Genomic DNA, 25,375 nt, shown 5'->3' with positions numbered 1-25,375 from the left:
ATTTGACATATAATTGAGAAAATTTTACACATTTATAAAAAGAAAAATAACTAAACTTTTACCTTTTGTATTTTTAAAGCTCCTTATTTATATCATAATTGTTTTATGAAATTTAGGAAGGAGTTAATATGCGAGTATTTTTTTTCTCAACTTGTCTAGGAAGTTTAGCATATGCTGATACTTGCGTAAATGCAATCAGATTATTACAAAAAGAGGGGTGTGAAGTCATTTTTAAAAAAGACCAAACTTGTTGTGCACAACCAAGCTATAATTCGGGCTATTATGAGGAAAGCCGCAAAGTTGCTCTCCATAATATAGCACTTTTTGAGGGAGAAGAACCAATTATTGTGCCTTCAGGCTCTTGTGCAGGTATGATGAGAGAGGATTATTTAGCACTTTTTGAGGGAAGAAGCGAACTTGAGAAGGTAAAACAATTTTGCTCACGTGTATATGATTTAGGCGAATACCTACATAAGATACTCAATGTCCGATATGAAGATAAAGGTGCGCCTACCAAAGTTACTTGGCATAGTAATTGCCACGCTTTACGCACCTCTAAAGTTGTTGATAGCGCAAAGGCTCTCATTACTTCATTGCAAAATGTTGAGCTTATTGAACTAGAACGAGAAGAAGAATGCTGCGGCTTTGGTGGGACTTTTAGCATTAAAGAGCCGGAAGTATCAAATGCAATGGTGAGCCAGAAAATTGAGGATATTCTTTCAAGAAATGTAGAATATGTAATTTCAGCAGATGCAGGGTGCTTACTTAATATCAGCGGGGCAATGCAAAAGCAAAAAATCGCTGTCAAACCCATTCATCTCTATGATTTCTTAGCCCAAAGAATCGGATTAGGAGCATAATTATGAGCCATCAAGAACATACCAATATCGTCCATACCAAACTCAATGACAAACAACTCCGCACTAACCTTAAGAGTGTAATGGACACCCTTAAAGGGAATCGTAAGAATCTTATCGCTTCTCGCTACACAGATTGGGAGGCTTTGCGTGAGCAAGGAAGAGCGGTTAAACAAAAAACTCTCTCTCAACTTGATACTCTCCTTGAACGTTTTGAACAAAATGCTACAAAAAATGGATTCATTGTGCATTGGGCACGTGATAGCAAAGAAACAAATGAGATTATTTATAATCTTATGAGAGAGAAAAATATCACTAAGATTCTCAAAGGCAAATCTATGGCGAGCGAGGAGACGCATCTTAATGCTTTTTTAAAGCAAAAAGGTATTAATCCCATTGAAACAGATTTGGGTGAGCTTATCATTCAACTTATTGATGAGCCACCTGTGCATATTGTCGCCCCAGCTATTCATAAAAACCGCTATCAAATCGGCGAAATATTCCAACAAAAACTTGGTGCAAACTTAGAATCTGAACCAGAAAAACTCAACGAAATTGCTCGTGTGCATTTACGCAAGGAGTTTAAAGAGTTTAAAATGGGACTAAGCGGCGTTAATTTTGCCATTGCAAATGAAGGCGCGATTTGGCTTATTGAAAATGAAGGCAATGGGCGTATGAGCACCACAGCGAGTGATATTCACATCGCTATTTGTGGGATTGAAAAGGTTGTTGAAAGCTTTGAAGATGCAAGTATTTTAGACGCGCTGCTTGTGCCTTCAGCCACGGGCGCACCCATTACTTGTTACAATAACATTATTACTTCTCCACGCAAAAATGGTGAGCTAGATGGTCCCAAAGAAGTGCATATTATTATGCTTGATAATAACCGCTCGAATATGCTTAAGGATTCACATTTCTATCGCTCACTCTCGTGTATCCGCTGCGGGACTTGCCTCAATCACTGCCCGGTATATGACAAAATCGGCGGACACGCATATCTTAGCACCTATCCCGGACCCATTGGCGAGGTGATTTCACCTCAACTCTTTGGTATGCAAAAATTCGGGCATATGGTGAGTTTATGCTCACTTTGTGGGCGATGTAGCGAGGTATGTCCTGTAAAGATTCCATTAGCCGAGCTTATACGCGATTTACGCAGTGAAAAAGTAGGGCAAGGGCGCAAGAATCTTAAAAGCAATGACGGCTCATCACGCGACAAAAATGAAGAATACGCAATGAAACAATTTGCTAATGCTGCAACTAATGGTGATGCTTGGCGTGAATTATTGAATTTGCCAAACAAGCCTCTACTTATGCCTCTAGTAAAGCTTTTTAGTGGATTTATACCCGGGCTTAAAAATTGGGTGGCTTATCGCACTTTCCCTACTTTAAATGGCAACCTCCACAAAAAAGTTTCAAATATGAAAGGAGTAATTTATGAGTAAGCAAGCTATTTTAGACAATATCAAAGCCTCACTTCAGGCTAATCCGCTTCATACAGAATCCTCGCATTATGCTAATCCGATGAAAAGCACAAATTCTGATAAAGTGCAAGAATATATCAACTTACAAAATGCAAATAAAGCCATTGTGGTAGAATCTAGTCCAAATACTCTAATACAAGATATACATAAAGTTCTTGTAGAAGCAAAAGCACTTAAGATTCTCTATAATCTTGATATTGAAGATGAGATTGATATACAAGCATTACATAAGGATATGTCAGATTCTATGAGCCTTATTCCTTATGAAAAAAGTGTTGATGAGACAAGAGAGGAGCTTTTTAACATTGATACTTCTATCATTCACGCAAATTGTGGCGTGGCAAATCTCGGCATTATCGGCATTGCTTCACACAAAAATGCCCCTCGTCTCTCATCACTCATCACGCGCACCTGCGTTGTTTTGCTAAAAAAATCAAACATTGTGGAAAACTTCTATGACGGCGTGTGTGCGCTCAAAGCTCAAAGCGAAAATAATATCCTGCCGACTAATATGATTTTTATCGCTGGACCTTCGCGCACTGCGGATATTGAGCTTCAAACCGTCTTTGGTGTGCACGGCTCATTACGCACCTATGTGATACTCTATTAAGGAAAGATTATGAATGTTTTTGCGCGGTTTTGGTTTGAAAAAGATAATAAAAGCTACATTGGGGTAGGACGCGCAGAGCTACTCACGCGCATAGCAGAATCTGGATCCATATCAAAAGCGGCAAAACAAATGCGTATGAGCTATAAAGCAGCGTGGGATAGTGTAGATATTATGAATAAGCTCTCCCCCTCTCCACTTGTGCAATCAAATAATGGAGGCAAGGGTGGTGGTGGCACAAAGCTCACTCCTCTTGGCTTTGAAGCACTCCAAGCATTTAATGAATTAGAACGAGTAAAAAATATCTTTTTTGATTATTTGGATAATTCGCAAGATTTTGATGAGATTCTCTTAAAATTATCGCATTTAGAATCTGCTTTAAAAGATTTTAAAAAACCTTAACTCATTAGCTTCACTCTTTAGATTTTTATACTCATTTTTTATGCTATACAAAAGATTTTAAAAAACAAATTTCCAGATGAGTCTCATAAAAGCAATTTTGAATCTACACTTTCATTGATGATTCTATGGCTTAATCGTGTGCTTTTTCTTCAGCTTATTGAAGCAAATTTAGTGCATTTTAATGGTGGCGATGAGCGTTTGAAATTTTTAAATTTTCATAAAATTCCTACCTTTAGCACTTTAAACACACTTTTCTTTGAAGTCTTAAGCCAAAAAAAGACAGAGACGATGAAAATTTTAATTATTTACCTTATCTAAACTCCAGCCTTTTTAATCGCAACGAAAAAGAAAAGGCTTTATGCGAAATTTCAGCACTTGATGACACTTTAAGCCTTGCATATTTTGAAAAAACTTCCCTCAGGGATTTAATCAATTCTAGTGTTTTGGGGTTTATCTTTGCAAAACTCAATGGCTACAAGGAGGGCAGTTTCTACACGCCTAAATCACAAAAGCAAACCAAAAAATTGCAGATAAAATTTTAGAATCTAAACCCAAGATTCCACATTTGACACTTCCGCTTTAGAATCCCGCACAGCACATTAGCACACAAATCATATAGCCTTACAAATGATGAGATACAAAGATATAGAAGCGCATAATTGGCTTTGGTTATATAAGTTAGTATATAATTTTGCTACTTGAATCTTATGGAAGGTGTTATGATATTTGTTAAAAAAATTCTCAATATATCTATTCTAAGTGCTTTTATCTGCGTAGGTGCGGTGGCTGAAGAAATTAATGTCCTTGCTGCAGCAAGTCTCAAATATGTGCTTGAAGATATTAAGAATGCGTATTTAAAAACGCATAAAAAAGATAAGATTCAAATTAGCTATGCCTCATCGGGCAAGGCATATGCGCAGATTCACAATGGCTCACCCACACATCTTTTTATCGCTGCAGATACAAGCTATCCACAAAAACTTTATGAGGCAAAACTAGCCGCCACCGCGCCACAAAACTACGCTAAAGGCAAACTCGTGCTTTTTAGTATCAATAAGAATTTTAATGCGAGTGATATTAATGTGCTTTCACACCCACAGGTGCGTGATATTGCGATTCCTAATCCCAAAGTCGCCCCCTATGGCAAAGCCGCACAGGAATTTCTCAAGTCTCAAAAGCTTGATAAGAAACTTTCTCCTAAACTTAGAATCGGCGAAAGCATAGGACAGGCGACAACTTATGTGCTACAAGGCTCAAGCGAGATTGGCTTTAGCGCACTTTCAATGGTAATAAAGGACAAAAGCCCCTCCCTTACTTACACGCTCATTGATGAAAGCATATATAAGCCCATAAATCAGGCACTCATTATCCCTAACTATGGTGCGGATTCTACACTTGCTAAGGACTTTGCGGATTTCATACTCAATGATAAAAAGGCTCAAAAAATATTCCAAGAATATGGTTACGACAAAGCAGATGAATAGTATTAAAACTCACATTAGCCACATTGTGCTAGATTCTCATTGTGCGCTAATAAGCGCGGATTCTGTCTTTGGCACATTCCACGCACTGACAATAGAATCTAAAGATAGCCCACAATATACAAAGGGCGATGAGATATGGCTAAGATTCAAAGAAAATAATGTGTTTCTCCTGCCAGATAATACGCCACAGATATGGGGCTTCAACGCATTTAAGGGACAAGTAATTACCTATGAGGCAAACTCTATTTTTACGCGCATAGCCTTACTGCCCCTGCCCTTTCAAAACGCGCATTTGCAAGATTCTACAAAGCCTTTAGAATCCCCGCATACTTTAGATTCACAATCCACCAACTCCCACACAACAGCGCGATACAACACAGATGATAAACCAATCTATGCGCTTATTCCCTCTATTCAAACACCCTTAATAAAGGAGGGGGATATTTACACTTGGTGCGTTTTAAGCTCACATATCATACTTGAAGGCATTGCATAATGGACTTTATAGAGACAATGCGCCTTACCTTCTTTATCGCCTTTCTCACCACGCTTATCTTACTTCCACTCGGCATAGTCATCGGCAATTTTCTTGCCTATTCTACAAATCCCCTGCGCCCCATATGCGAAGTGCTCGTGTGGATGCCTCTCGTGCTACCGCCCTCCGTGTTAGGATTCTATCTCCTCATCACTTTTAGCCCACAGAACATATTGGGGGCATTTTTGCTCAAATACTTTGACATAAAGCTTGTATTTAGCTTTGAAGGGCTTATCTTAGCGAGTGTGATTTTCTCCCTACCCTTTATGTGTAATCCCATAAAAAGTGCGCTTTTGAGCCTCCCCTCCTCGCTCAAGGAAGCAAGTTTCACACTTGGCAAAGGACGCGTTTATACGCTCTGCTTCGTGCTTTTGCCAAATATTAAACCTGCCCTTTTGTTGGGCTGTGTAACGAGCTTCGCACACACCATTGGGGAATTTGGCGTGGTAATGATGATAGGTGGGAATATCCCAAACCAAACGCGCGTGGCAAGTATTGCTATCTATGATGAGGTAGAATCGCTCAACTACACATTAGCGCACCAATACGCCTTTACGCTCTTTAGCGTGTGCTTCGTATTGCTTTTGGCAATTTTTTATATCAATAAACGCCTAGCAAGGGGCAAGCAATGAGTGATATTCATTTGCGTTTTAGCAAAACCCTGCTTGGCAGTGAGGGTACATTTAAGCTAGAAGTGGATAAACAGCTGCAATTTGGTGAATTTGTTGCACTTTTTGGTAAGAGTGGCGCAGGGAAAACGACAATTTTAAGAATCTTAAGCGGATTAGAATCTGTCGAAAATGGCTATATCCGCGTGGGTGAAAGCGTATGGCTAGATTCACAAAATGGCATTTGTTTGCCACCACAAAAGCGATGTATCGGCTTTGTATTTCAGCACCACGCGCTTTTCCCCCATCTCAATGTCTATGATAACATTTGTTTCGCGCTCAAAGACAAAAAAGATAGAATCTTTGCCGATGAACTCATTGCGCGTATGGACTTAACACCCCTTAAAAAAAGCAAAATCTCCCAACTCTCTGGCGGACAATCTCAACGCGTAGCCCTCGCGCGCTCACTCATCTCACGCCCTCAAATATTGCTACTTGATGAGCCTTTTTCAGCACTTGATAATGCAATGAGGAGAATATTGCAAGATACGCTAAAGGCTCTCCACAAGCATTTTGGACTTACGACTATACTCGTAAGCCATAGTATGAGTGAGATTTTCGCACTCGCCTCGCGCACATTTGTATTACAGAATGGACATATTACCCGTGATGGCAGCAATGATTCTATTTTTACGCACAAGCTCTTAAGTGCGAAGCTCAAACTCAAAGGCGAGATTATCCATATACACAAAGAAGCTCTAGTGTGTGTTATCAGTGTGCTATGCAATGATGAAATTTATAAAATCATATATGACCCAATCGAATGCGCACAATTCCACATAGGAGAGCAAGTCATTATAGCCGATAAGGCATTTAGTCCTGTATTGTATAAATGTGATATAGAATAGTAAAAATTAATGAAATACTTAAAATAAATGTAATATAATACGCTTTTTATTTTGGAGGAAGCGTAATGACTCAAGAAGAGCTAGATTCTCTTATGGATGGTGAGCCCGATGTGAGCAAGGTAGATGGTGCATCGGTTTCTGCCCCAGAGGATGATGAAGTGAAGAAAGTAACTATTGATCCAAATGACTTCCGCGCAGAAGCAGATAAAAAATGGCCTCCACCTCCACCCACAGAAGACCACAAAATCGTTCATCAGCTTGATGAAGTTACAAAAGATACAGAAGTCAAGGGCACACAAATTTTCGACCAGCTCGAAGTAATGAGTAATGACGCAGATAAAATCTCTAAACTTGCTAAGGGCATTGAATCTTACCTATGTGAGCAAGAGGAGTTATTTACCAAACTTTGCACGACTTTTCCTCATATACAAAGTTTCCAAATCGCTTTAGAATCTACCAAAAACACTCGGTCACATAGCAAAGAAATCACAGATGCAGCAAACGATATTAATGATGCTTCAATGCAGGCAATGGATTTAATGCAATACCAAGATATTCATCGTCAAAAAATTGAGCGCGTAATCAATGTAATGCGCGCCCTCGCACAATATATGAATTCACTCTTTGAAGGCAAGATTGATGATAGTAAGCGCGTAAGCTCCGCTGTCTTTATTGCAGGAGACGACAAAGAAGATGTGGTCAATGAAGATGATATTGAAGCAATGATTGCTTCATTTGGCACAAAGTCTTAAAGTGATGAGATTCTAAACTAATAAGTCTAAAGACTACATAATGCAAGATTCTATAAACTTAAGCACACATAATCCTATGCAAAATAAGGCTCATTCTAAAACTTCTCATAAAGTCCAACTCCTCTCCCCCGCAGGAAACCTTACAAAACTTAAAATTGCCCTTGCTTATGGGGCTGATGCTGTGTATGGAGGCGTGAGCCATTTCTCCTTAAGAACACGAGCAGGAAAAGAATTTAGCTATGAGGACTTTGCAGAGGGTGTGAAATATGCTCACGCACTTGGCAAGAAAGTGTTTGTTACAATCAATGGATTCCCATTTAATTCCCAACTCAAACTTTTAGAATCTCATATTGAAAAAATGGCAAGTCTTAAGCCTGATGCCTTTATTGTCGCCGCTATTGGTGTTGTGCGTCTAGCTAAAAAAATCGCCCCGCAAATTCCTATCCACCTCTCTACTCAAGCAAATGTGCTTAATATCCTTGATGCACAGAGCTACTATGAAATGGGTGTGAAGCGCATTGTTGCGGCACGAGAAATAAGTCTCAAAGATATTAAAGAGATTAAAAAGCAACTCCCCGATTTAGAGATTGAAGTTTTTATTCACGGCAGTATGTGTTTTGCCTTTTCTGGACGATGTCTCATCTCTGCCTTGCAAAGTGGGCGTGTGCCTAATCGCGGGAGTTGTGCGAATGACTGCCGATTTGATTATGAATATTTTGTGCGTAATATTGAGAATGATGAGCTTGTGAAGTTTGATGGCAAGGAGCTTTTTGTCAAAAATCCCGATAATGGCGTGATGATGAGGCTACAAGAGCAAGAGGGACTGGGGACACATATTTTTAACTCAAAAGATTTGAATCTAAGCGGACATATGAAAGAAATTTTAGATTCTGGCGCAATAGATGCGCTCAAAATCGAAGGGCGCACAAAGTCAAATTATTACGCAGGAATCACTGCTAGGGCTTATCGTGCAGCAATTGATGATTATTATAGCGGGAGTGAAAATAGCGCATTTTATGCCAATGAGCTTAACACACTTAAAAATCGCGGATTCACTGATGGCTATATCATTCATCGCCCTTATGAAAAAAATAACACACAAAATCATCTTACCGCAATTAGTGATGGTAATTATCAAGTCAATGCCGAGGTGCTAGAAAATGGTTTATGTGCGATATGTAAGCATACAATTCGCGTAGGAGAAGCCAAAGAGATTGTCGTGCCTTTTGGCATAGAGGTGGCGTGTGGCAAAAGTGAGTTAGGTGAGATTTATGAAGAAAATGGTGTGAAAAAAATGCGCTTTGAGAAGATTATCACGCAAGAGGGCAAGGAGTTAGAATCAATCCATAGTGGCAATACAAATGCCTTTAAACTCCCTCTGCCTTTGCCTCCATTTAGTTTTTTGCGAGAGAGATTATAGTTTGGGATTTTTGCGCTCCTGCTTGACGCGACTTTTGCTTCCCTATACGATTCTAGGTCAATATATTGCGGATCTTTCAGAATCTGAAGATATTTACTCTCAAGACTGCGGGATTAAAATAGGGCTTTCAAGCCTTATTTTTTTAAATTATCCGCTTAAGCCAAGTAGTGTGTATCAAAACAAAAATAAGCAAGGCGAAAGTGAGCTTAATGCCAAAGATATTGTGGGCTATATAGATTTACCACTTGCTTTAATTGTGCAAAATAAGTGCTTGAGTGAGCCATTTTATGAGCTGATTAAGATTCCTTCTTGCGATAAAGAGCAATTTAAAGACTTTATCAAACGCAATAACGTGCAAGAAATACATCATATGGATAATTGGATAGCCTTGCTTGAAGAGTATCTTGATACAGAATATACTAAGGAAACCCACGAATGGTGTATGAATCATCTTACAAACAATGGCTTTACTCAAGAGCAAATAAGTGCTATTAAAAAGCGTGAGGGAAAAATGATATTTAGATACAATACTTACGCGTGGGAGTGGATGGGATTTGATGTATTTGATGTGCTATTTGTCAAACAATGCAATAGGCACTGCTCTAATAAACACACAGCCTTTTATCGCAGAGCAATGGAGATTTCACTGCAAGGGGCAAAGCTCCCAAAGCTTGAGTATTAGGGCTTTGAGCTAGTGCCTGAAGTGCATTAAGTTAAAATGTGAGAGCGAATCTATACGCAAGAGATGTATAATGAAGAGATTCAATCACTGATTAAAACCATTGATTCGCATAATCTGCCCACATCACACCTCCTTAACTCATCAAAATAACCCTTATTCATTCTTTCATCATCTTTTTATATTTGCACTTTTTTTATTGTTTATGGAATCAACTTTGCTACACAATCAAAACTTTTAAGCTAAAGGAAAGGGTATGCGGATTGATGTTTTTTGCGAGAGCGGGGCGAAATATGGCTTAGGACATTTTTATCGCTGTGTGAAACTCATCGCGTTATGCGCCAAAACAAGGCAAGTCAATGCCCTCACTTTGCATAATCGCGTGGTAGGGGATTTTATCCCTCCGTCATTAGCACAACTGCTCGATAAAGAATTATTAGAATCTATATCCTATGAATGTAAAAATTACGAGTGGCTCTCTACCCAGCCTCAAATGCTTGATATTGCTATTGTCGATAGTTATGAAGCACAAGAGTGGTTTTACTACCGATTAAAATCCCAGAGCAAGGCGCTCATCTGTCTTGATGATACTCTGCGCGATGTGTATCCGCCACAAAGCTATATCCTTAACCCCACTCCACATATACAAGAGTATTTTTCGCACAAGAACTATTATCTATGGTGCGGGGAAGAATACATTATCCCGCCCATTATGCCAACGCAGGATTATACACAAGATTTTAAGCGGGATTTTATACAAGATTCTATGCAGAAGTGCGGGAAAAACATATCGCGTATAAATGTGTTTGTTACCTTTGGTGGCGTGGATAGTGGCAATCTCACGCAAGAACTTATTGAGAATCTTAATATTCTTGCAGATTCTATTTTCTTAGAATCTTGCCATTTTCATATCATCTTAGGCGGCGGCTACCCGCACACACTTTGTATCCCGCCTCGCCTCACAAGCTACATTAGCACTTATCACAACCTTAACCCCAAAGATTTTTTAGCCAAGGCACAAGAATGCGATTGTGCCATAAGCGCGGGGGGCGGGAGTATGCTCGAACTCCTCACACTAAAGATTCCAAGCATTATTATAGAATCTGCCACAAATCAACATCTCCACATCACAAAATGGGCGCAAAAAGGCGCGATTGCCACCGCCAAAACCCCGCTTGACGCACTTGAAATCTTACGCATTTGGTATAAAGATATTTTAGAATCTAGCGCAAACGACTTTGATACGCACACAAAGCCCCAAACCCCAAAAAGCCTAGAATCTATTAAAACCACGCTTCAAGACTTACACCCAAGTGAGAAGCTTTTAGATTCATTATCTGCACTTTTTACGCAGATTCACAATCTCATATCACATAACATAAATGCGCGAGATAAAAGCGTGGATTCTAGAAATTCTCTTATCGCCCTACCCTTTACGCATTTGACACAAGAAGAAAGCGAAATTGTCCTCTCTATGCGTAATCACAAGCAAGTAGCACAATGGATGTATTCTTCGTATATCACTCCCGCTTCACACAAGGCATTTTTAGCTCATCTCACTAATGATACTTCAAAACAGTATTGGCTTTTTAAATCCAATGATGAATACATTGGTGTAGGCTCACTCACGCGCATAAATCCCGCGCATAAACACGCCTTTATCGGTATCTATACAAATCCGCTATGCGACAAAAATAGCAAGGGAGCACAGATTCTATCCTTTTTAGAATCTTATGCTATGCGTAATCTAACCCTACACACCCTACACCTTGAGGTGCTTATCCATAACGAACGCGCCATAAAATTCTATGAAAAATGTGGTTATATGCGCGAGGGCGTATTACACGACTTTGTGTGCCGCAAAGATGATGAACAAAGACGATATTATGATGTGATTTTAATGTATAAGGAGCTCAAATGACAAACTCTCCTCTTATTATCGCTGAATTGAGTGCAAATCACAACCAAAGCCTAGAAATTGCTAAAGATTCTATTCGTGCGATTGCCGCTTGTGGCGCTGATGGCGTGAAACTACAAACTTATACGCCAGAGTGCCTCACACTTCAATCAAATGAACCACATTTTTGCATTAGTGGTGGCACACTTTGGGATAAACGCAATCTCTATGAACTTTATAAAGAAGCCCAAACTCCTTGGGAATGGCATAAAGAACTTTTTTCTCTTGCAAAAAAGTTAGGTTTGCTTATTTTTAGCTCGCCTTTTTCACCTAAAGGTGTTGCATTTTTAGAATCTCTACAATGCCCGATTTATAAAGTAGCAAGTTTTGAAGCAATGCACTATGAGCTTATAGAAGCCATTGCCAAAACAAAAAAGCCAATCATTATTTCCACAGGCGTAGCTACGCGTAAGGAGCTCAAAACTGCACTAGAAATTTGCCATAAATATGGCTGTAAGGACATTACATTACTTCATTGCATAAGCGAATATCCTGCCCCGCTAGAATCTGCAAATCTCCTTGCTATGCCTCAACTTGCTAAAACCTATAAAAAATACAATATTAAATATGGATTATCTGACCATACACTTGGTGCACTTTGTCCAAGTATCGCCACAAGCTTAGGAGCAAGTATGATTGAGAAGCATTTTATTCTTGACTCCTCGCTTGGTGGTGTAGATAGCGCCTTTAGTATGAATAAAGATGAATTTAAAACTATGGTAGAGCAAGTGCGTGATACCGCTTTGGCATTAGGTTGCAAAAAACCTAAAATTTCCGCAGATATACGCAAAAAAAGGCGGCAATTTGCACGAAGCATTTGGGTAAGTGCAGATATTAAAAAGGGTGAAAAATTCACGCACAAAAATCTCTCTGTCGTGCGTCCTAGCGGCGGAGAACACCCACGATATTTGCATAAGATTCTAGGCAAGAGTGCCAAAGTCGCACTCAAAGCTGCACAGCCTCTCCGATTAAGTGATGTCAAATAGTTAAAGTAAAGAGATTTTAAAGTATAATGTGCTTTTATTTCTTTTTATTCATTTAAGGAGTGAGTATGCTACTTTTTACGCCCGGACCTACACCTGTGCCAGAATCCATACGCAATGCAATGAGTGAGCCTACTTTGCATCATCGCACACCAGAGTTTGAAGCAATTTTTGCAAAAGCAAGAGAGGGGCTTTTAAAAATGCTAAAAATGCCCGAAGTGCTTATGCTTGCAAGTAGTGGAAGTGGTGCGATGGAAGCGTGTGTATGCACTTTTACTCAAAATAAAGTGCTAAGTATCAATAGCGGCAAATTTGGTGAACGATTTGGCAAAATTGCTAAAGCACACAAGATTCCCTATAAAGAAATTGTAAATGAATGGAATACTCCTGCGAGTGTAGAAAGTGTGCTTGAGATACTTAAAAATGAAAAAGATATAGACTGCTTTTGCATTCAAATGTGCGAATCTGCAGGAGGATTGCGCCACCCTGTAGAAGAAATTGCTCAAGCAATTAAAGCGCATAATCCGCGTATTGTAGTTGTTGTTGATGCCATTACTGCTATGGGTGTTGAAGAAATTGATACGACATATATTGATGCACTCATTGGTGGCTCACAAAAAGCTTTTATGCTCCCGCCAGGCTTAAGCATTATAGGACTTTCTCATTATGCGATAGAACTTGCAAACGAGCGGGATATAGGTTTTTATTTTAATCTCAAAACAGAGCTTAAAAATCAAGCACAAAATACGACTGCTTGGACTGCGCCTACGACAATTATCACAGGACTAGCAAAGTATTTTGAACTTGTAAATGGAGATTTTAAAGGCATTTATGAAAAAACCAAAGCACGAAGCCTTGCCACACACAAAGCTTTAGAATCTTTAGGGCTTAGGATTTATCCTAAAAATCCTGCCCTTGCGATGAATACTATTTACGATGAGGCTAATGCCGCACCATTGCGTAAGATTCTCAAAAATGAATTTGGTATAAACGCTGCAGGTGGGCAAGATAAGCTCAAAACAAGCATTGTGCGCTTTAATCAAATGGGGCTTATCGCACTTAATGAGAGTGTGTGGGTTGTAAACGCAATAGAGCTTGCTCTAGAACGATTAAATCTTAGGAAATTTGATGGCACAGGGAATAAAGTATTTCTTACTGCCTATTATGAGATATTAGATAAATAGGTCTCTAACTTCATATATGAAAATCATTGCAGTGCTTGGCTCAAGTGGAAGCGGCAAGAGTGCTCTTGCTCATCGCATAGCAATGGAGCAAAATTGTAAGATTTTTAGCCTTGATTCTCTAAGTATTTATAAATATCTTGATATTACTTCTGCTAAACCCACACTCTTGGAGCAATCACAGGTATGTTATTATGCGCTTAATATCCTAGAGCCACATCAAAAAAGCAATGTGATGATTTTCAAAGATCTTCTGCTCCAAAGCATTGAAGACATCAAAAATAACTCTCCACACACGCCTTTGCTTATCGTAGGTGGAAGTAGCTTTTTTCTTAAAAGCATTATGGAGGGCTTAAGCCCTATGCCTCCCCTTGAAGAACACGAAGAGTGGGTAAAAAGTCTAGGAAATATAAGTATGCAATATGCACAATTAACACAAATTGATAAAACTTATGCTCAAAGTCTCTCACCCACAGATACTTACAGAATCTGCAAAGCCCTTGCACTCTTTAAAGCCACAAATACACCTCCAAGTATATATTTTGCCACACATAAAAAAGAGTCTTTAGGCTATGACATTAAGATTTTTTGCCTTGAATGCGAACGCGATGAGTTAAGAGAGCGCATTGCTAAACGCACAAAAGCAATGATTCAAAAAGGGATTGTGGAGGAAGTGCAAAATGTATTAGAATCTTATGGCGCACAAGCTCCTGCGTTAAATGCTATTGGCGCAAAAGAATGTGTAAATTTTTTGCAAGGCAAGGTTGCGACTTTACAACAGCTTGAAGAGCAAATCTTTTTTCATACTTGCCAACTTGCCAAACGTCAGCGCACCTTTAATCGCACTCAATTTGCACAAATTACACATTTAAAGGAAAAAGCATTAGAGGCACAATTAATACAGCAAATTCATAATAATACTCTTTGATTATTCCTTTTTGCCATATCGTTCAAAGTAGGTTTTCTCAAGCTCATACAACTCATATCTTACCTTTTTAAAATCAGCACTATTGCCAAAAGTAGGAACAAGTTTAGTATATTCTTCAAGAACTCGTGCACTTTCTTGAGCACGTTTAAAATTTGCCATTACCAAATGGGCGAGATTCTCACGTTGCAATTCATCAGGCACACTTCCTTTTAGCACATCGCCATTTACATTACGACAAGAAAGTAAAGATATATTTGAAGAAATTTTAATTTGATGTCGGAGATATTCTTTAATGACGAAGAAAGCAAAACATCATTATGAAAGTAGCGGAGAGTATCCTCAATCACTCGGATACCCTCTTTTAAACGATTGAGGTTAGCATCAATGACTCTACCAACCTCCATTGTGTGAGCCTTAGTCGCGATTTGCTAAGCCAATGAGCGAAAGTAAGCTCACAAAAATATTATAAAAATCCAAATAAAGGTTAATAGCTGCATCTACTGGGCTAGTATATAAACCACGCACAATATTTTGCGTATCATACGCTACATACAAACTAAAAAGTATAGCTGCTGCACTTGAAATCAATACTTGAAACATAGAGCTTCCAAGAAAGAGATTTATAATTGAGCATACAACCACAACAATAAGAGCAATAAAAAGCATTTTGCCCATATTAGCTAAATCTTTTGTAGTTTTAATACCAAAAATGCTCATAACGCCAAAAATAATTGTTGTCATAGCAAATGCCATTGCAACCGCACCAGCACCAGCTTTAAATGCTACCATAGCCACAAGAGGCGTAATAGCTAAGCCTGTAAGTGTAGTAAAGATGAAAAGCATAGCGATATTTAAGCCCGGTTTAGAACGAGAAAACATAACCCCAAAAAGTGCTGCAATTTCAGCAATAAAAATAAAAAGGCGATATTCTACTACAAATTCTAAATACATAAAACCAATCATCGCACCGATGAAAGCAAAGAATAAACTTGCACCAAAAAATTTGTAAGTCGTCTTCACAAAATTCACTAATGCACTATCACGCTCCGCTATTGCTTCATTTGCAAACTGCGCGTTGTTAGTGTAATTCCTATCATAAAGTCCCATTATTTTCTCCTTCTTTATAAAGTTAGGTTGTGATAGTAACATAACTTTACTAATCACATTTTACATAAAGGAGAACAATGCGTTACACTCATCGTGTATTCCTTGCTTGGCTTTTCTAGCTCCTTTTCTATGCTCCTTATCTTAGTCACTCCTCTACAAAAAGCATAGAATCTATACTTTTGCTTGAACTCTCAAAATATTCTCTCACAAGGGCAAGCATATTGCTATATGCAATATCAAATCGCCCAAGCCTCAAAGCAATGATACAAACACACAAAAAGCGCAAATACACTGCAAAGAAAAATATCTTTTTTCTCATTTTTGCCCTTACTTCATTTAAGTCATCGCCTAATATATATGCTTAAACGCGTGGGATAAAGCAAATCCCTACTTCACGTTTTTGCTCATAGCTCACATATCCATTAACTTGCTTTTTATCCACATAGGCTTTGATTTTCTCTTCATCTGGCTCACCTTGATGTATGCAAATATGCCATTTTATGTCGTTTATAGCTTTTTGTATGTCTGATTTATAGGTATATCCCGCCTCTTTATAGCAATATATAGGCTCTTTATATCCTAGCTCTTTGAGCCATTCTAACACTTGAGGCAACCCCACAGGAAGTTCAACCTTAATATTATGTGCTGCAAAAATCTCATCTAAAAACGCGCTTTTTCTCACTCTGCCCCAACCTATATAGCACAGCCCCTCTTTACCTGCACCTAAAGCCTTTTTGAATCCTGCAAGATTATTGAGTGCGGGTGTCATTGAAGCAAAGGCAAGCTCAATCTCTCCCAAAGATTTTATGTCAAACTCTTCCCACGAGCTTACAAATGTGGTGATATTATCTAATCCCAAATCTCTTGCGTCTTCTTGCAGATGTGAAAGCATTGTTTGGGAAATATCTGTGGCATAAATGTGCCTTGCTTCAAAAGCAAGTTGCAAGGCAAATCGCCCATTTCCTGCGCCTATATCTAGCAAATTTTTATCTTTGAATACCACATTTTGGGCGCGAAAAAAATCTAAAATTTCTAAAGTATCCTGCGTATCTTTTTTAAAGCGCGGAAAAGTCTGCGCCTTTTTATCCCATAGTTGCTTACTCATTTGTTGCTCCTTTTTGCAGATTCTAAACTCATAAACCTTGCAGTCTATCATACTCCTCATCGCTTAATGGCTTGAGAAATGTTTTATGTTTTTATACTTGTTATCATCTTAAATAGACAAAATGACAAAAAACATAAAATGTGCTACAATAGCGCACTATGAGCTTTAAACCTAAATCCACACAAAGAGAGAGAATGGATACACTTCCCATAAGCGTAACAATCTTAGTGAAAAATGCACAAGACACCATAAAAGAATGCTTAGAGTCTTTAAAAAATTTTGATGAGATTATCTTGCTTGATAATGGTAGCACTGATAAAACTTTGGAAATAGCACGCAACTTCTCTAATGTGCGGATTTTTGAGAGTGAATTTATCGGCTTTGGTGCTTTGAAAAACTTAGCGATAAGCTATGCGAAGCACGATTGGATTTTGAGTATTGATTCTGATGAGGTGCTTGAGTTAAGCACACTTGCGCTTATAGAATCTTTAGAGCTCAATTCTCACACGATTTATGCCCTGCCGCGTAAAAATCTCTATAATGGAGAGTGGATAAAGGCGTGTGGGTGGTATCCAGACTATGTTTGGCGACTTTTTAATAAAACTTTCACGCGCTTTAATGACAATTTTGTTCACGAGAGTGTGATAATCCCCAAAAATGCGCATACACTCAAGCTCTCAAGCGGAATAAAACATTACGCCTATGATAATATCGCTCATCTCCTTGAAAAACTCCAACGATACTCAAGCCTTTGGGCAGAGCAAAATAAACATAAAAAATCAAGTCCATTGAAAGCAATCACGCACGGAATTTGGACATTTTTTAGAGATTATTTTTTCAAAAAAGGCATTTTTTATGGATACAAAGGTTTTGTGATTGCTACTTGCAATGGATTAGGCACTTTTTTTAAATATATGAAGCTTTATGAGCTTCAAAACACGACCCCCCCCGAGTATGTTCGCTTATCATCACTACTTATAATCAAAAAGAAAGACTAGCTTTAGTGCTAGATTCTGTAAAAAATCTTGCGCTTTTGCCAAGTGAAGTGCTTATTGCCGATGATGGCAGCACAGAGGATACAAAAGAATTAATAGAATCTTATGCAAAAGACTTTCCTTGTCCTTTAAGGCATATTTGGCAGATGGATAAAGGCTTTCGCTTAAGTGAGATTCGTAATCGTGCCATAAATGCGGCAAATGGAGAATATATTATTATCATTGATGGCGATATGATTTTAGATTCTCATTTTATAAAAGAACATCTACACTTTGCAAAAAAAGGTGTATTTTTGCAAGGCTCTCGTGTGATTTTAAATGAAAGCACTACGCAAAATATTATGCAATCTAACACAAAAGACGCCTTTAGCTTAGCCTTTAAACAAGGTGGATTCAAAGCAAAACGATGTGTTTTACTCTCGTCATTTATTTTTAATACTTCCAAAATTACCTCATCATTTTTTGACAAAAAAGACTTTATCAAAGGCATTCGCGGGTGCAATATGAGCTTTTTTAAGACTGATTGTGTAAGTATTAATGGCTTTAATGAAGCATTTATTGGCTGGGGGAGGGAAGATTCTGAATTTGTGGCGAGATTTTTGTTTAATGGTGGAGAGATGAGGCGATTAAAATTTGCAGGAATTGCCTATCATCTCTATCACCCTGAAAACTCCCGCACGATGTTAGAATCTAATCATAATATCTACTTACAAACTCTAGCAAATAAAAGTCGCTATTGTGAGAGGGGCATAGAAATTAAATAACTCTATAATTTCTAGATTCTTTAAAAGCATTCAAGCTACATTATTCTTTCTTTTGGCATAAGCCTTGCTGGATATAGCTTTCTTGTGTTTTTAATTCTTTATCATAACCTCTTGCACCCTTTTTTTCACCCACAATACGCACTCGCGCATTTAAAAAAGATTTATCCTCGCTCAAAATACTCCTTTTTGCCTCATAGCCTTTCATCTTAATACCTGCAATATCAAGCAGTGTGTGCATTAAATCATCATTCATATATTTTTGATGTTGGGCTCTTTTTATTCTTTTATAAAGATATGGATGTTTTTGCATAAAAGTATCACTTACATAAATAATAAAAGGAATCTCTACCATAAAGCGCGAAATTTTAGAATCTGAATGCCCAATGAAATTTCTAAAATCATAAATTTCTTCTCCGTGGTCGCTAAAATAAATCACTATGCTATCACTGGATTCAAATCGCTTAATAATCTCACTTAAGACAAAATCGCCATAGAGGGTGGCATTATCATAGTGCATATTTTCCTCTATATTTGCACCTTTTTGAGGTGAATTATCCTCTTGACAAAGCATATCTTTAGACGCAAAATGTGCGAAGTTGGTTGGATAGCGGTTATAATACTTGGCGTGATTGCCCATTAAGTGCAGGGCATAGAATGTAGGCTTTGTGTGAGTTAGGCTAGATTCTAATTTTTGCTCTGTATTTTCATCTGCACCTTGTTGCAAACCTTCTTGCCCTACTTCTTCTTGCTCTAGCTGCTCGTTTTTAAGAATCTCTAAAATGCTTTCATCAAATTTTGTCGTGCTCATTTTGTCATTGACATTGACAAAGCTTACTTCATCAGCGCGTTTTAAAATCGTAGCAGCTGCGTTGCCAAAAAGACTAACTGGCTCTTGATTTGAAATAGCAATAGTGTGATAACCTCCTAGCTTAAAAGCATCAATAATATTTAAGTATTCATACCATTGCTTGATTGTAGGCTTTACAGAGCGCTTTTTAGATGAAGGCTTAAGGGTAGAGATACCTTGTGAATCTTGATTAGCAAAGCTAAGGGAGAGGGAAAGAGATTCGTGTGTTTGGGCGTGAGGAGAGATGACATCACTAAAGACAAAAAGATTGTTTGGTTTAGAAGTTTTAAGATTCTCTAAAAGTGGTGTAGTAGGTAATGGATAGCCATAAAGGCTTAATTTGCCTCTTTGAGTAGATTCTCCAATGACAAGCACTATGTTATCAATAGGATTTTGTGTAGGTTTGACTTTTAAAGTGGTGGAGAGTTCATCAAATTTAGCATTAAGCTTTTTGTATTCTTCTATGAATCCTCGCGTGTTTTCAATCGCGCGGTAGGTTTGCTTTGTGTAATTATAAAGCATATCTGACCAATCTTCATTGAGTGGCTTCGTATGAGTGAGAATCATCGTTACTAAAATCGCTATGCTTATGCCAAGTGCGATATAGATTCTATTCATTACCTTGTGTGAAGGGATAAAAGGTGTGATTTTACGCCATAAAATAAAACACGCAAGAGCAAAAAGCACATAAATACCACATAGTGGGAGGGTGATATAATTGCGCAAAAAATCCACACTCTCTTGCGGATTTGTCTCTAGGGCAACAATGACAAGATAAGAATTGAGGTTTGTATCAAAAGTATAAAGCAAAAATATATCAATGATAAAACAGAGCACACTTAGAGCAAAAATAATCCAAGATAAGACTTTACCAAGCCTTTGAGGGAGCAAAGAAAAAAGCCAAAAAGCCAAAAAATAGCTCACACACAGCAATAATTCACGATAAAAAAATGAACTAAACCAATACAAATCCCAATGCTTCGTATAAACAAAATACTGCGAACCAAAGAGAATAATTGTATTTAAAAACAATAAAATGATATAGATTCTAAAAAGTGTAGCATTCGCAAAAAGCTTCATTCAAGTTCCAGTTTATACATAATCAAATAACGCGCAACAAAGTAAAATACAATGGAAAGAAATAATGTGTCTATACTTAAAAAACTATCATATCGCATTACATATACAAGTGTAAATGGAATCCATAAAAGATGAATAACAAGCGCAATGCCAAAGCCTTTAAATAACACAAAAGTGCGCACTTTGAGGGCGTTAAGCAAAGCAGTAATAAAGAGTATAAGTGTTATATAAAATAATATTATAATCAATGTATCAAAAAATATTATCAGGGCATTTTGTATGTCTATATTCAATAAGATTTCTACAAAAAATTCTAAGTTATAAAATACAGAGGCACAATAAGTCCCAATTACCGCCCAAAAGGCAAGAGTGATAATCTTAGAGAGCAAAATAGTATCAAGACTTAGAGGCAAGGTGAGTGTCAAATATCCCCTACTTCCAAAAATCTCTACCCAAAAGCTCTGAAATGCACGCACTATAAGCAATATACCAAAAGCTATAAAACTACCCATCATAAGAGTATTAAGCAATACTCTTATGATACCTTCATAAAAAACCCATTCGCTTGAAAAAGATATATCAGGAACTCTTAGTAACAATAGGGCAAGTGTTCCCATCCCATAAGTAAAGGCAAGAGGCATAGCGCTTGATAAAAATTCATATTTAAAAAATGTGAAAAATCCTTTCATTTGCCCTCTCCATTTATAAAATCTCCTGCAAAAGTATCTAAGCGCGATACTTCAGCTTTAAATGCCGCTTGAAGATTTTCATATTTATCTGTGAGCGATTCCACACTTTCATAGTGTAACACACGCCCTTGATACAAAAATATCACATCATCTAAAATAGGTTGCACATCATTGACAAGATGCGTAGCGAGAATCACACTTGAATGCTTTGGAACATACTTTTTAATCAGCTCAAAAACTCTTTCTCTTGAGTAAGGATCAACTCCGGCAATAGGCTCATCAAGAATATAAAGCTTTGCTTGACGCGCAAGGGCAAGGATTAAATGTAATTTTTCAATATTCCCTTTGGAGAGGCTTTTAATAGAAGATTCTAAAGGAATATGCAAAATCTCACACATTTGCCTTGCCTTATTTTCATCAAAATCAGCAAAAAAATCTACAAAATATCTCATACATTGAGCCGCATTCATTCTAGGATTTAAGATATTTCTATCGGGCAAATATGCAGTGATTTCTTTGGTATAGAGGCTTGGTTTATGTCCATCAAGTAAAACTTCACCTTGATATTGACGCAAAAGCCCTACGAGAATCTTAATCAAAGTGCTTTTACCACTGCCATTTGGTCCAAGCAAACCAACGATTTTGCCTTGAGGAATGCTTAGATTCACATCATTCAAAGCATTTATATGAGTATAAGTTTTGCTTAAATGTGTGATTTGGATAAGATTAGATTCATTCATCTCTCACTCCATTTTTGTATATGAGGATAATAAGGAAGTAAGACTAACTCTCTCCTCACTCTCTAAGAGAGAAGAAGAGTTAGATAACACATTAGAGTTTAGACTCGTAACGGCGGAGCATATAGAGTCGCTTAAGCATTTTTTTCTTTGCATTAATTTTTTGTTTTTTGCGCTTTTCAGTTTTAGATTCAAAAAATCTTCGTGCGCGAAGCTCGGTTACAACAAGGTTGCGGTCGGTTTGTTTTTTGAACTTCCTATACGCTTCTTCAAAAGATTCGCTTTCTTTCACTTTGATACCCGGCATAGTCTCACCTACTTTCTTGTAAAATTTGAAAGCGGCATTATACGCGAGTTTTGTTTAATTATCCTTAAAACTGCATTATATAAAGTGAGTTTTAAGAAAATTTCGCTAAAATACCAAGCTTACTTCACATTTGTGCTCGTAGCTCAGCTGAATAGAGCAACAGGTTGCGGTCCTGTAGGTCGGGGGTTTGAATCCCTCCGAGCACGCCACTTCTACACTTACTTTAAGATTATTTTACAAAATTTAGAATATTCACGCGCTGTAATGTTTAGAGTTTTTGGCAAAAAACATATTGTTAAGAAAATGATAGAAAATTGAAAATTTTTGTGGTGGCTTTGCGCCATAGCCCTAAGCGCAATTAGGGCTTAACAGAATCTAGTCTCGTCCTGCACGCAAATATGTGGGGACATCAAGTTCATAATCAAGCAATCCATTCTGTTCTTTGAAAGAAGGTGATATTGCTCGAAAATTATCATTAAGCTTCTGTATAGCTTGCTTTTGCATAACCTGTTCTTGCGTCATTTGAGGCTGTTGTGGATTCTCATTATTAGCAATAATCTCTCGCTCAAAACCCGTAGCTATCACCGTTACACGCACAGAATCTATCTCTGCATTCTCATCTATATAAACTCCCCAAAAAATATCCGCGTCCTCATCGGCAGCCCTGTGGATAAGCTCCATAGCCTTATCTGTGGCACTCATAGGATAATCTTCATTAATCTCAAAGCACACAAGCACACCCTTTGCGCCATTGATATCGACATTATCAAGCAGTGGGGATTCTATGGCTCTGCGCACTGCCTCTATTGCTGCCTCATCACCCTTAGCTTCGCCAATCCCCATAAGTGCTAGACCACCATAGCTTAAAACGGTGCGTGTATCGGCAAAATCCATATTCATACCCTCGTTAGCACCCCTTAAGATGATGTTTGACATACCATTTACTGCACGAGCCAACACATCATCAACGATACGCATCGAATCCTTATAGCCAAGATTTGGCGGAATAATAGAAAGCAACCGCTCATTTGGAATCACAATTATACAATCACTCTCTGCCTTAAGCTTCTTTAAGCCCTCCTCTGCAAATTTTGCGCGTTTGTTGCCCTCGGATTTAAAGGGCTTAGTTACAACAGCGATTGTGAGCGCACCCGTTTCTCTTGCAGCCTTTGCTACTACCGGTGCCGCGCCTGTGCCTGTGCCACCGCCAAGTCCGGCACATACAAATGCGATTTGTGAGCCATTAATTGCAAGTTTTAGCTCCTCATAAGTCTCTAATGCTGCTTTCTCACCTACTTCTGGTCGCATACCTGCGCCCCAACCGCCTGTAAGTTTCTCGCCTAGCACCATTTTCACTTGAGCCTTTGTCGTATATAAATCCTGTTTATCTGTGTTTGCTGCGACAAGATTTACCGCGTGATGTGGGTTTGTATTTGAGAGGTGAGTTATCATATGTGAGCCACCGCCGCCCACGCCGATAGTGGTAATTCTTACATTATGTTCTGGTCTATCAAGCGTATCGTTATGCTTTGGTTGCACTTCTTGTATATCAACATAATCTGCATTGAAATCTGTATTCATATAAGCCTCCTAAAATAATTGACTCGCCCATTCGCGGAATCTTACAAAAAGATTGTTACGCTTATCACCATTTGAAGTCCTAATTTCTGACAAATCTTCAATTTGTGTAATCCTCGAGCCTATGCTCGGCTCTTCAATGGCACTTTTTGGCAGCTCGAGACTATGTATGTCCGCACTATCTGTGATGATATTGCTTTTATACAAAAGATTCCTTTCGTGATTCATCTCATAGTTTGTATGTCGCCCCGCACCGTGTAGTATCAAGCCCACTGCTGTCGCACCATCTGTGCCTCTTAAACGATCAAAAAGCCCATCTACGGCTATAGGTTTTGAGATTCTCACAGGTTTGCGAAAAATGCTCGAGGCGCATTCTTGCATACCCTCTAAATTCGCCATACCACCCGTGAGCGTAATCCCCGCGCCAATCTTATCCTTTAAGCCGCTTTTTTCAATACTCTTTGCCAGAAGCCTCAAGGTTTCCTCTACGCGTGCAAAAATCACTGCGTGAATCACCTCCAAAGGCACAAACTTTTCTACATTTTCGCCCGTCATCATTGAAACCTTGACAGATTTTGTTTTATCGTCCTCACTTAAGATAAGCTTACCACATTCTGCTTTAATCTCCTCTGCTATACTCGGGTGGGCGTTAAGCGCGGTAGCTAAATCAATTGTGATATTATGCGACCCTACGCTTAAAAAATCGCAATAACGCATAGAATACCCGCTATAAATCATCAAATCGCAAGTCTGTCCGCCCATATCCAAACACGCCACACCGAGTTCTTTTTCTTCATTGCTTAAAACTGCAATCGAGGAAGCATAGGCGCTCAAAACGATATTTTTAATCTCAATCCCTGCCTCACTCACGGCACGTTTAAGGTTCTCTAGCGCGGTTTTCTTTGCCGCTACGATATGCACGAATGCTTCAAGACGCGAAGCACTCATACCCATAGGGTCTTCAGCATAGCTTTGCCCATCGAGCCTAAATTCATAAGGCAAAGCGTGGATAAGCGTATGGTCATCGGGAATATCTGCATTATAAATAGCTGTCTGCATAACACGGCGAATCTCTGTGAGCCCAATCTCATTTTTTGGTGCATTGATGATAGCTGTTTCCCTAATGCTCTTTACATATGCGCCAGAGAGTGAAATAATCGCTTTGTCTATTTGCTCACCAGATACCATTTTAGCGTCATTTACCGCGTTTCTTATGGCAGTAGAGGCTTGCTCTATGTTTGAAATTGAGCCCTTACGCACTCCTTCAGCCTTGTGCATACCCGTGCCTACAATATGCGGGATTCCATCATCTTTTATCTCGGCAATAATGGCACAAATCTTTGTGCTGCCAATGTCAATACCTAAAATAATCCTATCCACT

General features: G+C 38.5%; 24 protein-coding genes, 1 tRNA gene and 3 pseudogenes. 18 read left to right on the top strand and 10 right to left on the bottom strand.

The annotated features are described in order from the left end of the window. The first annotated feature begins 128 nt into the window (after window positions 1-128). The 16 genes and pseudogenes from BN2458_RS01720 (at window position 129) to miaA (ending at window position 14,785) form a co-directional block, all read left to right on the top strand. Window positions 129-860 (top strand): (Fe-S)-binding protein, encoded by a 732-nt coding sequence (locus BN2458_RS01720; RefSeq protein WP_011115492.1) that lies wholly within the window; start codon window positions 129-131, stop codon window positions 858-860. Window positions 861-862: 2 nt separating this feature from the next. After that, on the top strand, window positions 863-2,302 hold the full coding sequence (locus tag BN2458_RS01715; protein WP_034342067.1) for a LutB/LldF family L-lactate oxidation iron-sulfur protein: 1,440 nt from the start codon (window positions 863-865) through the stop codon (window positions 2,300-2,302). Further along, complete coding sequence (locus BN2458_RS01710; RefSeq protein ID WP_034342069.1) at window positions 2,295-2,951, top strand: LutC/YkgG family protein; 657 nt, start codon at window positions 2,295-2,297, stop codon at window positions 2,949-2,951. Before BN2458_RS01715 ends, BN2458_RS01710 begins: the two co-directional genes overlap by 8 nt. A gap of 9 nt (window positions 2,952-2,960) precedes the next feature. Next, window positions 2,961-3,350 carry a winged helix-turn-helix domain-containing protein gene (locus BN2458_RS01705; protein WP_034342071.1) on the top strand — a complete coding sequence of 130 codons (390 nt, stop codon included), beginning with the start codon at window positions 2,961-2,963 and terminating at the stop codon, window positions 3,348-3,350. 87 nt (window positions 3,351-3,437) lie between these two features. Continuing rightward, window positions 3,438-3,850: pseudogene (locus BN2458_RS10255) on the top strand (type IIG restriction enzyme/methyltransferase); the annotation flags it as partial. A gap of 219 nt (window positions 3,851-4,069) precedes the next feature. Further along, window positions 4,070-4,834, top strand: a complete 765-nt coding sequence (gene modA / locus BN2458_RS01695; protein ID WP_231944813.1) for a molybdate ABC transporter substrate-binding protein — start codon at window positions 4,070-4,072, stop codon at window positions 4,832-4,834. Further along, window positions 4,827-5,330, top strand: coding sequence for a hypothetical protein (locus BN2458_RS01690; protein WP_034342074.1), 504 nt, complete (start codon window positions 4,827-4,829; stop codon window positions 5,328-5,330). The genes modA and BN2458_RS01690 overlap by 8 nt, the downstream gene beginning before the upstream one ends. Next, window positions 5,330-6,001 (top strand): molybdate ABC transporter permease subunit, encoded by a 672-nt coding sequence (gene modB, locus BN2458_RS01685; protein ID WP_034342076.1) that lies wholly within the window; start codon window positions 5,330-5,332, stop codon window positions 5,999-6,001. The genes BN2458_RS01690 and modB overlap by 1 nt, the downstream gene beginning before the upstream one ends. Next, the gene (locus BN2458_RS01680; RefSeq protein ID WP_034342077.1) at window positions 5,998-6,885 is read left to right on the top strand and encodes an ATP-binding cassette domain-containing protein; all 888 of its coding nucleotides are present in this window, start codon (window positions 5,998-6,000) and stop codon (window positions 6,883-6,885) included. Before modB ends, BN2458_RS01680 begins: the two co-directional genes overlap by 4 nt. 65 nt (window positions 6,886-6,950) lie before the next feature. Beyond that, window positions 6,951-7,637, top strand: coding sequence for a hypothetical protein (locus tag BN2458_RS01675; protein WP_034328268.1), 687 nt, complete (start codon window positions 6,951-6,953; stop codon window positions 7,635-7,637). A gap of 76 nt (window positions 7,638-7,713) precedes the next feature. Beyond that, on the top strand, window positions 7,714-9,057 hold the full coding sequence (locus BN2458_RS01670; protein ID WP_052082085.1) for a peptidase U32 family protein: 1,344 nt from the start codon (window positions 7,714-7,716) through the stop codon (window positions 9,055-9,057). Between the two features lies 1 nt (window position 9,058). Beyond that, window positions 9,059-9,739 carry a hypothetical protein gene (locus BN2458_RS01665; RefSeq protein WP_034342081.1) on the top strand — a complete coding sequence of 227 codons (681 nt, stop codon included), beginning with the start codon at window positions 9,059-9,061 and terminating at the stop codon, window positions 9,737-9,739. 253 nt (window positions 9,740-9,992) lie between these two features. Further along, entirely contained in the window at window positions 9,993-11,657 is a 1,665-nt protein-coding gene (pseH, locus tag BN2458_RS01660) for a UDP-4-amino-4,6-dideoxy-N-acetyl-beta-L-altrosamine N-acetyltransferase (RefSeq protein ID WP_034342082.1), read from the top strand. Beyond that, window positions 11,654-12,679 carry a pseudaminic acid synthase gene (gene pseI / locus BN2458_RS01655; RefSeq protein ID WP_034342083.1) on the top strand — a complete coding sequence of 342 codons (1,026 nt, stop codon included), beginning with the start codon at window positions 11,654-11,656 and terminating at the stop codon, window positions 12,677-12,679. The genes pseH and pseI overlap by 4 nt, the downstream gene beginning before the upstream one ends. Window positions 12,680-12,744: 65 nt before the next feature. After that, window positions 12,745-13,860 (top strand): pyridoxal-phosphate-dependent aminotransferase family protein, encoded by a 1,116-nt coding sequence (locus BN2458_RS01650; RefSeq protein ID WP_034342084.1) that lies wholly within the window; start codon window positions 12,745-12,747, stop codon window positions 13,858-13,860. Between the two features lie 16 nt (window positions 13,861-13,876). Beyond that, window positions 13,877-14,785 (top strand): tRNA (adenosine(37)-N6)-dimethylallyltransferase MiaA, encoded by a 909-nt coding sequence (gene miaA, locus BN2458_RS01645; protein WP_034342085.1) that lies wholly within the window; start codon window positions 13,877-13,879, stop codon window positions 14,783-14,785. Here the strand turns inward: miaA and BN2458_RS01640 are convergent. From BN2458_RS01640 to BN2458_RS01630, 4 genes and pseudogenes are all read right to left on the bottom strand, one after another. Then, window positions 14,786-15,189 (bottom strand): annotated as a pseudogene (locus BN2458_RS01640) (thiamine-phosphate pyrophosphorylase). Window positions 15,190-15,199: 10 nt separating this feature from the next. Further along, on the bottom strand, window positions 15,200-15,892 hold the full coding sequence (locus BN2458_RS01635; protein ID WP_034326774.1) for a Bax inhibitor-1/YccA family protein: 693 nt from the start codon (window positions 15,890-15,892) through the stop codon (window positions 15,200-15,202). 145 nt (window positions 15,893-16,037) lie between these two features. Then, window positions 16,038-16,211 carry a hypothetical protein gene (locus tag BN2458_RS09820; protein WP_156407271.1) on the bottom strand — a complete coding sequence of 58 codons (174 nt, stop codon included), beginning with the start codon at window positions 16,209-16,211 and terminating at the stop codon, window positions 16,038-16,040. Window positions 16,212-16,253: 42 nt separating this feature from the next. Next, the gene (locus BN2458_RS01630) at window positions 16,254-16,997 is read right to left on the bottom strand and encodes a class I SAM-dependent methyltransferase (protein WP_052082025.1); all 744 of its coding nucleotides are present in this window, start codon (window positions 16,995-16,997) and stop codon (window positions 16,254-16,256) included. Between the two features lie 194 nt (window positions 16,998-17,191). On the opposite strand from BN2458_RS01630, the pseudogene BN2458_RS01625 reads away from it, so the two are divergent. Then, window positions 17,192-18,756 (top strand): annotated as a pseudogene (locus BN2458_RS01625) (glycosyltransferase family 2 protein). A 40-nt stretch (window positions 18,757-18,796) separates the two neighbouring features. On the opposite strand, the gene BN2458_RS01620 reads toward BN2458_RS01625, so the two are convergent. The 4 genes from BN2458_RS01620 to rpsU form a co-directional block, all read right to left on the bottom strand. Continuing rightward, complete coding sequence (locus BN2458_RS01620; RefSeq protein WP_034342093.1) at window positions 18,797-20,683, bottom strand: phosphoethanolamine transferase; 1,887 nt, start codon at window positions 20,681-20,683, stop codon at window positions 18,797-18,799. Beyond that, entirely contained in the window at window positions 20,680-21,372 is a 693-nt protein-coding gene (locus tag BN2458_RS01615) for a hypothetical protein (RefSeq protein ID WP_034342094.1), read from the bottom strand. The genes BN2458_RS01620 and BN2458_RS01615 overlap by 4 nt, the downstream gene beginning before the upstream one ends. Continuing rightward, window positions 21,369-22,112, bottom strand: coding sequence for an ABC transporter ATP-binding protein (locus BN2458_RS01610; RefSeq protein WP_034342096.1), 744 nt, complete (start codon window positions 22,110-22,112; stop codon window positions 21,369-21,371). Before BN2458_RS01610 ends, BN2458_RS01615 begins: the two co-directional genes overlap by 4 nt. A gap of 91 nt (window positions 22,113-22,203) precedes the next feature. Further along, window positions 22,204-22,416, bottom strand: coding sequence for a 30S ribosomal protein S21 (gene rpsU, locus BN2458_RS01605; protein ID WP_002955579.1), 213 nt, complete (start codon window positions 22,414-22,416; stop codon window positions 22,204-22,206). Window positions 22,417-22,548: 132 nt separating this feature from the next. Here rpsU and BN2458_RS01600 point away from each other — a divergent pair. Next, window positions 22,549-22,625 (top strand) — tRNA-Arg (locus tag BN2458_RS01600). Window positions 22,626-22,791: 166 nt separating this feature from the next. Here the strand turns inward: BN2458_RS01600 and ftsZ are convergent. Both ftsZ and ftsA read right to left on the bottom strand, forming a co-directional pair. Beyond that, window positions 22,792-23,997, bottom strand: coding sequence for a cell division protein FtsZ (ftsZ, locus tag BN2458_RS01595; protein ID WP_034326767.1), 1,206 nt, complete (start codon window positions 23,995-23,997; stop codon window positions 22,792-22,794). A gap of 9 nt (window positions 23,998-24,006) precedes the next feature. Further along, window positions 24,007-25,374, bottom strand: coding sequence for a cell division protein FtsA (gene ftsA, locus BN2458_RS01590; RefSeq protein ID WP_034326766.1), 1,368 nt, complete (start codon window positions 25,372-25,374; stop codon window positions 24,007-24,009). Window position 25,375: the final 1 nt, after the last annotated feature.

Origin of the sequence: Helicobacter typhlonius, from assembly GCF_001460635.1 — a bacterium.
In the GTDB taxonomy this organism is placed as follows: domain Bacteria; phylum Campylobacterota; class Campylobacteria; order Campylobacterales; family Helicobacteraceae; genus Helicobacter_C; species Helicobacter_C typhlonius.
Note: the sequence above shows the minus strand (reverse complement) of the source record. Positions and strands in the feature narration are given on the sequence as shown.